This window comes from Paenibacillus oralis, from assembly GCF_003863965.1.
GTDB lineage: Bacteria > Bacillota > Bacilli > Paenibacillales > Paenibacillaceae > Fontibacillus > Fontibacillus oralis.
Genome location: NZ_RRCN01000001.1, coordinates 7,483,162 through 7,495,796 on the forward strand (window position 1 = coordinate 7,483,162; position 12,635 = coordinate 7,495,796).

The 12,635-nt window shown below is 48.1% G+C and carries 13 protein-coding genes; 4 read left to right on the plus strand and 9 right to left on the minus strand.

The genetic code is table 11. The annotated features are described in order from the left end of the window. Positions 1 to 131: 131 nt before the first annotated feature. The 7 genes from EHV15_RS33215 to EHV15_RS33240 form a co-directional block, all read right to left on the minus strand. Positions 132 to 332 (minus strand): helix-turn-helix domain-containing protein, encoded by a 201-nt coding sequence (locus EHV15_RS33215; RefSeq protein ID WP_128635030.1) that lies wholly within the window; start codon positions 330 to 332, stop codon positions 132 to 134. 72 nt (positions 333 to 404) lie between these two features. Then, positions 405 to 794 carry a sigma-70 family RNA polymerase sigma factor gene (locus EHV15_RS33220; RefSeq protein ID WP_128635031.1) on the minus strand — a complete coding sequence of 130 codons (390 nt, stop codon included), beginning with the start codon at positions 792 to 794 and terminating at the stop codon, positions 405 to 407. A gap of 264 nt (positions 795 to 1,058) precedes the next feature. After that, positions 1,059 to 2,018: a carbon-nitrogen hydrolase family protein gene (locus EHV15_RS33225; protein WP_128635032.1), complete on the minus strand. Its 960-nt coding sequence runs from the start codon at positions 2,016 to 2,018 to the stop codon at positions 1,059 to 1,061. 183 nt (positions 2,019 to 2,201) lie between these two features. Continuing rightward, complete coding sequence (locus EHV15_RS33230) at positions 2,202 to 3,461, minus strand: MFS transporter (protein ID WP_246061866.1); 1,260 nt, start codon at positions 3,459 to 3,461, stop codon at positions 2,202 to 2,204. Between the two features lie 180 nt (positions 3,462 to 3,641). After that, the gene (locus tag EHV15_RS38485) at positions 3,642 to 3,905 is read right to left on the minus strand and encodes a uroporphyrinogen-III synthase (protein ID WP_425464459.1); all 264 of its coding nucleotides are present in this window, start codon (positions 3,903 to 3,905) and stop codon (positions 3,642 to 3,644) included. 8 nt (positions 3,906 to 3,913) lie between these two features. Further along, on the minus strand, positions 3,914 to 4,132 hold the full coding sequence (locus EHV15_RS38490) for a hypothetical protein (protein ID WP_425464460.1): 219 nt from the start codon (positions 4,130 to 4,132) through the stop codon (positions 3,914 to 3,916). Beyond that, entirely contained in the window at positions 4,125 to 5,819 is a 1,695-nt protein-coding gene (locus tag EHV15_RS33240) for an NADPH-dependent assimilatory sulfite reductase hemoprotein subunit (RefSeq protein ID WP_128635033.1), read from the minus strand. The genes EHV15_RS38490 and EHV15_RS33240 overlap by 8 nt, the downstream gene beginning before the upstream one ends. 265 nt (positions 5,820 to 6,084) lie before the next feature. Between EHV15_RS33240 and pdxR the strand changes: the two genes are divergently transcribed. Next, a complete protein-coding gene (gene pdxR, locus EHV15_RS33245; protein ID WP_128635034.1) occupies positions 6,085 to 7,530 on the plus strand; it encodes a MocR-like pyridoxine biosynthesis transcription factor PdxR in 1,446 nt (481 codons plus the stop codon). Between the two features lie 398 nt (positions 7,531 to 7,928). Next, positions 7,929 to 9,020 carry a 3-phosphoserine/phosphohydroxythreonine transaminase gene (gene serC / locus EHV15_RS33250; RefSeq protein ID WP_128635035.1) on the plus strand — a complete coding sequence of 364 codons (1,092 nt, stop codon included), beginning with the start codon at positions 7,929 to 7,931 and terminating at the stop codon, positions 9,018 to 9,020. Between the two features lie 196 nt (positions 9,021 to 9,216). On the opposite strand, the gene EHV15_RS33255 is transcribed toward serC, so the two are convergent. After that, the gene (locus EHV15_RS33255) at positions 9,217 to 10,317 is read right to left on the minus strand and encodes an undecaprenyldiphospho-muramoylpentapeptide beta-N-acetylglucosaminyltransferase (protein WP_128635036.1); all 1,101 of its coding nucleotides are present in this window, start codon (positions 10,315 to 10,317) and stop codon (positions 9,217 to 9,219) included. Continuing rightward, positions 10,314 to 11,300: a polysaccharide biosynthesis protein gene (locus tag EHV15_RS33260; protein WP_128635037.1), complete on the minus strand. Its 987-nt coding sequence runs from the start codon at positions 11,298 to 11,300 to the stop codon at positions 10,314 to 10,316. Before EHV15_RS33260 ends, EHV15_RS33255 begins: the two co-directional genes overlap by 4 nt. Positions 11,301 to 11,606: 306 nt before the next feature. On the opposite strand from EHV15_RS33260, the gene EHV15_RS33265 reads away from it, so the two are divergent. After that, entirely contained in the window at positions 11,607 to 11,993 is a 387-nt protein-coding gene (locus EHV15_RS33265; RefSeq protein WP_128635038.1) for a VOC family protein, read from the plus strand. Positions 11,994 to 12,232: 239 nt separating this feature from the next. Further along, entirely contained in the window at positions 12,233 to 12,619 is a 387-nt protein-coding gene (locus EHV15_RS33270; protein WP_128635039.1) for a hypothetical protein, read from the plus strand. Positions 12,620 to 12,635: the final 16 nt, after the last annotated feature.

Here is a 12,635-nt window from a genome sequence, read left to right on the forward strand (position 1 = left end):
AAGACCTTTTAGCAAAGAGCGACATTGCAAATGGAACTAACAAATCTCCCAATACTTAGGTTTGATAAAATAATCTTTCAAGAAAATCGCCCTTCACATGACCTAATTGGTCAACTGAAGAGCGATCTACATCAATGATAGTACCGGTTGAGATCAAAACGACGAACAGCTAAAATGAACTCCAGAATCAATTGTTGCTTACAGTCTTCGTTAAGCTTTCCATCTTTACGAGAATACTTGTTAATCAGCGGCTCATATCGTTGAATCAGTTCAGCCACAGCTTGTCTATCACCATTCTGAGCGAGTTGAATTAAATCAATTACTTCGTGCATCGAATGTCCTCCTTTATTGAATGTTCACTAATAAATATCAGAAGAGGAGGAGCGCGAATGCGAATTTCGATCTTACAAATATATCTCCAGTTGACTTTTAAGCTTCACCAATACGTTCGTTTTTGACTTGGAGACGGCCTGTCTCGTGACCCCAATAAACTGTGCAATTTCCTTATCTGTTTTATTTTGAAAGAATTTAAGATACAGTACCTTTTTTTCTGAAGAACTCAATGTTTCGATGGCTTGTGAAAGCACTTCAAAATCCTCTACTGTCATTACCGTGCTTGTCTGGAGATTAAGGGTGAGGTATGGCTCATATACAATTGCATCAAGAGGTCTTACGTAAAATGAATCCCGATTAAGCTTTCTAAAATAATCCCTGCTGACATGTCGGATACATAGCTTAATGTAAATGCTGAATCCCTTTTCAACCGCTTCACAGGTCCTTGATTCTGAGCACATAATAACATCTCCTTTCTTTTCCTCTTATTGGGTAAATGGGGAATATGGAGTAAAAAGGCAACTTCAATTGACAAAATTACGCAAAAAAATATCCCTCTGCGGTCCTAGATGTCCGAATGTGTCGGGCTTCTAAGAATCGGAGGGATTATGATTCAGTACTATTGAAAAGTCGATGTATTGTGTATGCTTTTCCCAGTTGTTTTATACCATTAAAAGAACAGTTTTTGAGTTTATTGATTTTACGTATAACTAGAAAAGGAAATTTCAATCAGAATAAGCCATTTTACTTACAATTTCCTGCTTTCGATCATTAACGACAAGTTGAAAAACATCCGGACGGCTGTAATGCCCGACAACGTCGAAATCGAATCTGCTTCGCGTGACCTCGTCGAGATCAAGAGTCGCGAACAAAATTCCTTCTTTATTATAGAGTGGCTCCACGATATATTCACCAAGCGGCCCGACAATGGCGCTTCCGCCCCGACTGAGCACATCATTGTCCTCCCGAATATCACCGTAATAAGCTAGGTCAGTTGGATAGGTCGCTTTGGTGGTGAACTGATTGCAGGAAATGACATAGCAACGACCCTCGCATGCAATATGACGGATTGTAGCCTGCCACGTGTCTCGGGCATCAGCCGTAGGGGCAATATAGATATCGATACCTTGCGCGTACATAGCCGTTCGGGCCAATGGCATATAGTTTTCCCAACAAATTAATCCTCCTAAGTTGCCGAACGGTGTTTCGATGACAGTCAGTGTGCTGCCGTCTCCCTGCCCCCACAAGAGACGTTCGGAGCCGGTGGGCACTAGCTTACGGTGCTTGCCCAGGAAAGTTCCGTCAGGTCCGATATAGATCATGGAGTTATACAAGGTACCTGAACTGAACTCTTGATCCCGCTCTACCACACCGATAACCAAATAAACCTCCAATTCTTTTGCCAGTTCACCCAATATATTAGTTTCGGGTCCCGGAACCTCGATCGAGCTTTCCCAGTAGCGCTGCCAATCCTTTCTTCCTTCATGTGAGCGGCTACCGACACGTACGCCGAAGCTGAGCCCCCGCGGATACCCTGGTAGAAATACCTCGGGGAAGACGATCAATCGCGCCCCTTTTCCGGCGGCCTCTCGTGTCAAGCTTGTGATTTTATCCAGGGCGGATTGTTTTACAAATAATGTGGGTGCAGACTGTACAACAGCAACCCGAACATGACGGTTTATCATTCCACCATCCCTCTCTGAGTAAACTGCATAATCTCTCTTCTTCTAAAAAGTCCTCTAAAAGAGGTGGAACCCTTTAAGACGGATTGTTCTTTCGATCCGCTGTATTATCCCCAGATTCATTGACTTGGTTGCAGGGTAAGAATCCGAGTATAATAGACGAACACTTCGATTCCCCAGTACGAATTAGCCCTTAGCACCGTACTTCACCATTCTTTTAATATCGGTCCTTTGGCGGTCGGAGGGCAACTGCAGCGCCAGAAGGCCAATAAGTGGCAGAAACGCGATACCCTGCATAATGCTCGTCATTCCGAAGAGGTCAGCAGCCTTGCCTAGCACGACCGCCCCAATCGCACCCATACCGAACGCTAGGCCCGTTGTCAGCCCCGACGCCATGCCAACCTGAGTCGGCATCAGATGCTGCGCGTACACCACGGCGACAGAGAAGCTCGACATCAAAATAAAACCGAGCGCCGCAATCGTCGGATAAATCCAGACGAGTGGTAAATGGGGAAGCACCAACGAGAAAGGGACGGCTCCGGCGATTGACAGCACGATTATCTTCTTCATGCCGATCCGGTCCGCCCACACCCCGCCGAAAAATGTGCCTACGACACCGGCCAGCAGGAACAGAAACAACGGAATTTGCGCCTGTTTGGCCGATAAACCGTAATGATTGATCAGAAAAAATTGATAATAATTGCTGATTCCCGAGTAATACCAAGAGCGACCAAACACGATAAAGACGAGCAGTGTCATTGCCACTGCGACGCGCTTTCGGGGCAACACTGTATCGGGATAGATCCGTTTAGCCGGGTCATCTTCCCCTGGGGGCCTCCAATCGACCAATTGCTTTTTATACCAGGGGGCGACCGCCAACAACACCACGATGGCTGCCGCCGCGAACAGCGTGCCCCACAGGGCACCTATCTGTCCGAGTGGCACGAACACGAACAGCGTCATGAGCGGAGCGAGAGAGCTGCCCACGTTGCCTCCCACTTGGTAAACGGACTGGGCGAAGCCGAGCTTGTTCCCGGCCGCGAAATAGACGACCCGCGAGCCTTCCGGATGAAAGATCGCTGAGCCGAAACCGATCAACAACACCGCCAGCAGAACAACCCAAAAAGACGGTGCAAGCGCGATCCCGACCATGCCGAGTAGGCTCATCGCCATACCGAACGGCATCAAGTACGGCTTGGACGCCCGGTCGGTATAGAGGCCGACGGCGGGCTGCAGGACGGACGATGTGATGTTGAGCGCAAACGAGATCCAGCCGACTTGAGCGTAATTAAGGTGAAGCGGCTTTTCCAGTACAGTGAACAGAGCCGGCACAACCGCCTGCATCGAATCGTTCATAACGTGAACAAAGCTGATCCCGGCAAGCACGGACAGCACGGGTAGCGTCGCCGCCGCGTACGCGCTTCGGATGGGGGTAACCGAGGACAAATGGATTCCCTCCTTTCGATGCCTTCAAGAGCCGTATGATACTTCTATCTAGTTTTGATAATTGCAGGCGTCCTTCTCCTTTTCATCTGAGATTAAAACTATCTAATAAGAAGGGGAGACGTATGCATGAAGTACTCATTTGATTCAACTAGCTAAGGTTGAATTAATTATGACGTTTTTTCATTTCACCATTCCCCGTTGTGTCGATGCGTTGCGGAAATAATAGGCCAGTTCCATGATCATCGCACCCATTCGTTCGTTCTCGGGTGCTGATATTCGTTTAATCCCTTCTTCTTTTAACGCTTCGGCCGTTATCCGGCCAATCGCAGTTGCAAGTACCCGATGGCGGAACCTCTCGTTAATCTCCAAATAATGACCATGATTTTTGACATATTGAAAAAAGTAACGTACCTGCACAGCGGTTGTAAAACAAACTGCATCCACATCTTCAGTTAAAATTTCCCGGCAAAGCCGAAGTGAAATTTCCGGATCGGGAGCCACATGAGCAGTTGAAGCAGGTCCCGTTCCAATCCCTGCTCCTGTAGGACAAGCAGCCCCTGTTGCGGGCGAACGACCGCCTCGCCACCTTGCCGTTCAATAATTTCACTGAGTTCTCGAATTTTACGGGAGCCGGTAATGGCAACTCGTTTTCCTGCCAATCCTTTATCCACGGTGTCCACCCGCTCCTGTTCGCAGCCAATACGTCCCGAAATCTTCTCCAGGTTCCCGATCCTGGATGAAAGATTCCAGCACCGGACGAACTGCTGATACCAAGTCCTTGAACGGTACCGTATCCCGAAATCTCTCGTTCAAGGCCGTTCCCAACGCGCTGCCCCCCAGAAAGATGTCATATTTCCCCGGCGCGCGTCCGATAAAAGCGATATTGGCGTTATATGGTCGTGCACAGCCGTTCGAACAGCCGGTCATTCGAATGGTGATGTTCTCATCGGACAAACCCAACACGTCGAATAGCCGCTCGAATTGTGGTACCAGTTCCGGAAGCGCCCGTTCCGACTCGGCAAGTGCTAGACCGCATGTGGGCAGCGACACGCAAGCCATCATATTTTGCTGAACGTTTGACAATTCCTGGGGAAGCGGCACACCGGAAGAGCGCAGTACTTCTTCGACAGCGGACCGCTGCTCGTCCGGTAGACCGCTCAGAATTACATTTTGCTGCGAAGTAAAGCGCACGGTTGGCCGAAACCTATGCATGATGTCACGGAGCGCCGATTTTAACTGCATCGTTTCCGTATCTTTGATACGACCGTACGGCACGAATAATCCCAAATAACTCACGCCGTCTCGTTCCCGATGCCAACCGAGATGGTCGTTTCCGTTTGTCCAAGTAAGCTGTCTCGGCGGCTCCAGCTTATGGCCTAACCGCGCCTCGACTTCGTCACGGAACCATGCCAGTCCCCGCTTGTCAATCAAATATTTCATGCGGGCAAAGCGGCGGTTCGAGCGATCGCCGAAATCCCGTTCGATCGTGACGATCGCCACGCACGCATCCAGTATCGTCCCGACAGCCTCGTTCCGGGCGACATAGCAGAGTGGACTGGCGAGTCGAGGATAAGTATCCTGATCCAGTGCCATCCGTCCCATGCCGCCGCCAACCAGCACCGTATATCCCTCGATATGACCATCCCGAATATGTGCCACCAGACCGATGTCGTTGTCGTATACATCCAGGCAATTGTCCCCTTCTGGCACAATCGCTACCTTGAACTTGCGCGGCAAGTACACTTCACCGTATAGAGGCTCTTCCGTTTCATCTTCAGCTAACTGAACAGGCTCACCGTCGATCCAGATTTCATGGTAGGCATTGGTCTTCGCGCTGAGCCTGTCCGCAAGCGCGAGCACATCGTGGCGCATCTCCTCCCGAAACGGCTCATCTCCCGGCTCCGCGCAACAGATCGTATTGCGGCCGGAATCGCCGCATGCTCCTAGCGTCGTTACCAGTGCATCATTCAGTGTTTTGATTGTCGTCTTCAGGTCGCCCTTCAGAATGCCGTGGAGCTGCAAAGTTTGGCGGGTAGTAATGCGCATGGTTTTGTAATCCGTATACTCATCCGCCAACCGGTCAAAGACGAGATATTGTTCCGATGACAGTAAACCGCCCGGAATGCGGGCGCGGATCATCATACTGTAATGCCGCTCCTTCCCCTCCCTCTTTAGTTGCGCCCGTAAGTCCCGATCATCCTGCTGGTAAACACCGTGAAACTTCAGTACTTGAACGTTTTCTTCGGAAAATTTCGCTTCACTATCCTGCAGCGCTTCCTTGATCGTGCCCCGAAGATGACGGCTTTGCCGCTTGATGATCTCAATTTTGGATACTTTATCATCATTAGTGGTTGTCATTAACCGAACTCACCCCCGCTGAATTCCGACTTGACCACTATGATAATAGAAAAAGTATCGAAAATAACCATCCAATGCTGGATCATTTTCCACCATCCAATACAAACCTAACCATCCAATTATTCATGAACCGAACCATCCATGTTCAACAAATAGATAAATAATTGTCAAGGTTAAGTCGAAATGGTCACTTTCATTTTTGATCATCGGTGGTATGATAAAAATCACATTATGGCTAGTCTTACATTTAAAGTAGGTGAGAGTTATGTGGAAGCCTGATCGTCAAAGCAACAAACCTTTATATGAACAGATTGCCGACTATCTGGAGCAACGAATCTCATACGGCGAGTTTCCACCGGGCAGCCTGCTGCCTTCTGAACGCAAGTTGGCGGAGCAACTAGGGGTGAACCGTAGCACTATCATTCAAGCCTTTGCCGAACTGCGCTCGTTTGGTATCATCGAAAGCCGAACAGGTAGCGGAACGCGTGTAAGCAGAACCAAGTGGGGAGCTACGCCTAAGCATACGCCAAATTGGAAACGATATGCCGAAGGAGGCAGTTTTTTACCCAATCCGCCTTTTATGCGTAAAATCCGGGAAGCACTGACAGATCAGCCTTCGCGGATCGATTTCGCAAGCGGCGAACTGGCGGCGGATCTTGCACCCATGGATGAAATCGCAAGTCTGATGAGCGCGCATCACTATACGTCTTATTTGGGCTACGACAATCCGCAAGGGTACGTTCCACTCAGAGAAACCCTTGTTTCCTATTTAAAGAGATACCGGTCAATTCAGACAAGCGAATCGTCAATCCTGATCACGTCCGGATCGCAGCAATCACTGTATTTGATAACACAATGCCTGTTGTCGCCGGGAGACGCCGTTGCGATCGAAGACCCTTCCTATTGCTACTCGCTGCCGATGTTTCAATCCGCAGGACTCCGGCTGTTCCGACTTCCTGTCGATCAGCACGGTATCCGTCCCGATGACATTCGCACCCTGTACAAAAAACATCGTATCAAAATGGTGTTCCTCAATCCGAATTATCAGAACCCAACGGGGACTGTACTCGCCGATGAGCGTCGCGAACAACTGCTGGAGGTAGCCAGTGAATTGGCTTTGCCGATCGTAGAAGACGATCCTTTCAGTTTAACCGCTTATGAGGGAAATCCGCCCGCACCGCTAAAATCGTTGGATACAGTTGGTTCCGTCCTGTACATCGGCTCGTTTTCCAAAGTCGCCGCGTCCGGCCTACGTATCGGCTGGATGGTCGCACCGCGCTCCATTGTGGAGCGTCTGGCAGATGCTAGGCAGCAGATGGATTTCGGATTAAGCATCATTCCGCAACAGGTCGCTGCGCAATTTTTAAAATCGTCTCATTTCGAACCTCATTTGGAACGCTTGCGCATACAACTGCAATTTAAGCGAGATCTGCTGATCGATACCTTGCGGAAAGAGCTTCATGATTCGGTCATTTACGACATTCCCCACGGGGGACTGCATCTGTGGTGCAAGCTGCTTCCAGACGTTAACGACGGCAAACTGCTGGATGAAGCGATCCGAAGAGGGGTCGTGTTCGTGCCGGGAAGCGTCTACGGCTCGGATTCCAGCTTTGTACGATTTACATTTGCCAGGGCCAAAAATGATGAGATCGAGCCCGGAATATCCCGGTTTGCTGAAGCGCTGCGGTCGCTGACTAGCATAAACTCATAGCCATAGACAACTAAAACAAAACAACCGCTAACCACCGCGGTTGTTTTGTTAACATCGATTTGTAGAATTTCATTCTGGTCCAAAATACAAGGTTTATATTTTTTATTCCTCACTAATTTCGCTGACCTTCGTTATTTTTTAGAAAACTGTCGGACTCTTTTTCCATTTCCAAATTATACTCATACTGACTCCTCCCCAGATCGTGATTTCCAAACTACGCTAATGTATAACTTTAGGGGTAATCTGAAACCATCCAAATGATTAAATATTTCACCGCCATTTTTTCATAAGCTGGTTGGCATAAAATGTTCAATGATTGGCGGGTTACGGACTTCTAGGAATCGTTTATATTAATTTCATTCCAATGAACCAGTGCAATTGAGAAAGGAATGAGCTTAATGCATGCACGACCATACAATTTTTATGCTGGACCAGCAGTGCTTCCGCAAGAAGTCTTGGAACAAGCACAGTCGGAGATGAACAATTACGGAGCAACCGGGCTTTCCTTGATGGAAATTTCACATCGTTCGCCAATTTACGATGCAATCCATAATGAGACTCAACTTCTGTTTAAAGAGCTGCTTCAATTGCCGGATGAGTATCATGTGCTTTTTCTCCCCGGCGGTGCCAGCCTGCAGTTCTCCATGATTCCGATGAATTTTCTTACTCCCGGAAAGGTTGCCAATTATATCTTGAGCGGTCTATGGGCAGAGAAAGCTATTGAAGAAGCCTGTAAAGTTGGAGATGTATATGTCTCGTTTTCGGGAAAAGCGAACAATTTCACGAAAATGCCTTCATTGCAAGATATACAAGTTCATACGCAGATGGATGCTTATTTGCACATCACTTCCAATGAAACCGTAAATGGTACCCAACTTCATCACTTTCCCGTTATTCAGGATGTTCCGTTGATCGCGGACATGTCAAGTGACATCCTCTCTCGTCCGTTCGACATCTCGAAATTCGCCGTCATATATGCCGGCGCTCAGAAAAATCTAGGCCCGGCCGGAGTCACGATTGTCATTTTGCGGGAAGAAGCGCTACCACAACACACGACTTCATTACCCGCCATGCTGGACTACCGCACATACATCAAACATAATTCTCTCTACAATACTCCACCTGTCTACCCCATTTACATGGTGAATCTTGTATTGAAGTGGATTAAGCACAGTGGTGGATTGAACATTATGGAGAAACGAAATGAAGAAAAAGCACGGTTAATCTATGATGCCATCGACCAGAGCGGTGGCTTTTATAAGGGATTGGCACACCCGGCCAGCCGTTCGTTAATGAACATTACATTTAAAATATGGAACGATGAACTGGAGAAAAGATTTATCCAGGAAGCAAGTACTCAGCAATTGGTCGGACTGGAAGGACACCGAAGCGTCGGACATATTCGCGCCTCCGTTTACAACGCCCTGCCATATAAAGCCTGTCAAGCACTTGCCGAATTTATGAAAGAATTTCAAAAACGCTATAGTTAGAGTCAAAAGGTTGGACTGAACATCCAACCTTTTATTATGCACTTGTAACGCCTTTAAGGTACGTATCTCCTATCGTATCTTTCCCTCGATGGATTACTTTACGAAACATCAGGAGGATAGGAGGAGTGAAAGATAAGGTACACTGTCAGAATGATCAGAAAAAAAGCGATAAGCAGCAGCTTAGGAAATTTATGGTTCATAGTCCTCTCCCCTTTCGGACACCTGCTGCCGTCCTGATCAGATCGATAACTTTACCGGCGGCGTCTCCCATGTCAGTGTTCTTCATACGATCTACAAATGATCTGCGCTTCAAATAAGCGTTCTCGACTGCTTCAAGGAAAGCTTGACTTGTCATTCCCTCTTCGTTAAGGAGCTCCGCATAGCCTGCATCCCGAAAGGACTGCGCGTTCGCCGTCTGTCCCAAACGGGATCCACCGTTCGCGTGCGGAATCAGAAGCATTGGCTTCCGAAGCAGCAGCAGTTCATGGATCGCCCCGGAGCCCGCACGCGATACGACCAGATCCGCCATAGCCAGCAAATCGGGCAACTCGTTATGGGCATATTCAAGCTGCATGTATCTTCTGTCCGGCCGGATAGCAGAATCCATTTTTCCATGTCCGCAGATGTGAACGACCTGAAAGCTTACAAGCAGCTTTGGAAGCGACTCTCTTACGATCCGGTTGATCCGGTCCGCCCCCTGGCTACCGCCCATCACGAGCAGGACCGGCTTGTTGCTATCGAAGCCGCAAGCATAGATACCTCGCGCACGGCTGCCGTACTTTAGCTCCTCTCTGACGATCGGTCCAACATGAACGAGCTTCCCATCGGCACAGCGATCGTTCCCGACAGTCCCCTTAAAGGTCGTGCACATTATCCGGGCAAACCTTCGGGAAATCCGATTGGCAAGACCGGGATTAAGATCGGGTTCCAGAATCACGACTGGAACTCCGTTCCATTTAGCGCCGATCACGACTGGAACGGCAACGAAGCCGCCGAGGGAAAAAACGACGTTCGGCTTGATCCGGAAAATATGTAGCGCAGCTTGGACAATGCCGACCAGCAATTTGAAAACGTCCGTTATATTGGCCAAGGCAAAGTATCTTCTCAACTTGCCCGTAGCAACCACATGATAGCGAGCTTGCTGGAAGTCGTCGACCAGCCGGCGCTCGATGCCACGCTTCGAGCCGATATAATGAATCTCCCAATCCTCTTCCTCTCGCAAACGCGCCATTAAGGCCAAATTAGCCGTTACGTGACCGGCGGAACCGCCTCCGGTAAATACGATCGTCCGTTTCATCCGAGGAATCCTCCTCGCTGGAGAAGGGTGGCTGTTTCTTCCATGGACAGTGTCGAATCCTCCGAGCAGTATCCCCCGCTCCACTTCCCAAAAGCATCCGCAGGCAGCCGCTTACTCGCCTGGAACTCGTCCGTGCAAGAAGATACGATAGTATAAAAATCCTCATTGCTATCCAGTACGCAACCATCCTCCCATTCCGAAATTAATGTCTCATGCAGTCTCTCTCCCGGCCGGATGCCGATCACCTTTTGCTTCAGATGCGTCTTTCCAGAATGCTCAATCAGGACCTGTGCGATATCGGTAATTTTACATGACGGCATTTTCGTCACGAAGATTTCTCCACCCCGGCAAATAACCATCGCGGATAACAGTGTTCGAACGGCATCTTTTAGCGTGAGAAAAAATCTCGTCATTCTGGGGTCAGTCACGCTCAGGTCCTGCCCTGCTTCTATCTGTTGTAAAAATAGAGGAACGACGCTACCTGCGGAGCCAAGGACGTTACCGCTTCTCAGGCAGGCAAATCTTGTATTCGATCTAGAATCAGCGTGCAGGACGAGTTTTTCCGCGAGCGCTTTGGTCATCCCGTAGGTGTTGGACGGATTCGACGCCTTATCCGTAGAGACATAGAGTACTTTCTGTACGTTGCTTTCGATCGCTGCGTCGATGACATTCTGCGTTCCCATCACATTTGTCTTCAACGCACTGTCAGGCTGGTCTTCACAGATCGGAACATGCTTGAGTGCAGCCAGATGAAACACGTAATCGACACCGGCGCAGGCTTTGAAGAGCTCCCGTCTGTCGCAGATATCGCCGATAACGAACTGTAATCTAGCATTACCAAAGGCTTGCTTCATCTTTACCTGAAGCGACTCGTTTCGCGAGAAAACGCGGATTTCCTTAGGCTCCAGAGGCAACAGTTGCCTAACCAATTCCTCTCCCCAGGAGCCCGTCCCACCTGTAATCAGAATCGTTTTATTGTTCATATGATTCCCTCCTATTATCGCAATGAAGGCACTGTCTTACCAATTGACAAGTTCATCATAAGAGAGCCATGTTACGCGGATATGACACCGGTAATCTATTCACAAAAAAACATCGCCTATAAAAGTAAAACCACTGAAAAACCAAGCATCGCATCTTAGCCTTCACCACATGCGAAGGAACTAAAAATAACACTAATTTCTCAAAGACCACGCGGTCATTTTCTATAAGGATCATGTAGTGGACACGGTTGAAATGAAATAGTATACTTTTTTTCATAAAAACCTTTCATATGAGGTGTTTGCACGATGAAGAACGGAATTCGATATGAATTTCATCACGCCGGTATTCCAACGACAGAAATCAGACCTAATGAAAAGTATAGTGAGTCGACCAAAATGTATACGTCGGATAACGAAGGCAACTTTCGAATCCAATGGCACCGTTTTGAAGCCGATTCTCCTCTCCATCCCCTCCTTAAAAATTTGCCTCACGTCGCCTTTAAGGTGAATGATTTAAAAGCTGCAATTGATGGAGAAGAAGTGCTTTTAGGGCCATACGAGCCAATTGATGATTACTGGGTTGCGGTAATCAACGACGGCGGCGTTCCTGTTGAACTGATCCAAACCTCCCTTTCGGACGATGAGCTATGGGGGAGGGCGGAAAAGGGTCAAGGTTCTCTTTACAGAAATTAATAGGCAACTACAGAAAAGCTTGGGCTTTTGAAACAATCTATCCCCCCTGTTCTATACAGGGGGTAGTTTTTTTTATTTCTAATCCTTCTTATAATAGGTTGGTCATCCAAGGTGCAATATTAGTCGGATACAAAAAGACAGAGAAGACGAGGGATTGAAATGAGGAGCTATATTATTGATCATCATAGAGTAAATCGCATCGACCATTACAGAATTAAATGTCAAGAGGTGTTTGCACAATGAAGAGTGGAATTCAATATGAATTTCATCACACTGGTATTCCAACGTCAGAAATCAGACCGGATGAAAAGTATAGTGAGTCGGCTAAAATGTATACTTCGGATAACGAGGGTAACTTTCGAATCCAATGGCACCGTTTTGAATCCGATTCTCCTCTCCATCCCCTCATTAAAGATTTGCCTCACGTTGCCTTTAAGGTGAATGATTTAAAAGCCGCAATTGATGGAGAAGAAGTGCTTATAGGACCATACGAACCAATTGATGATTACTGGGTTGCGGTAATCAACGACGGCGGCGCTCCTGTCGAACTGATCCAAACCTCTCTTTCGGATGATGAGATATGGGGAAGGGCGAAAAAGGGACAAGGTTCTCTTTACAGGAAGTAACTATTATCTAGCCCCG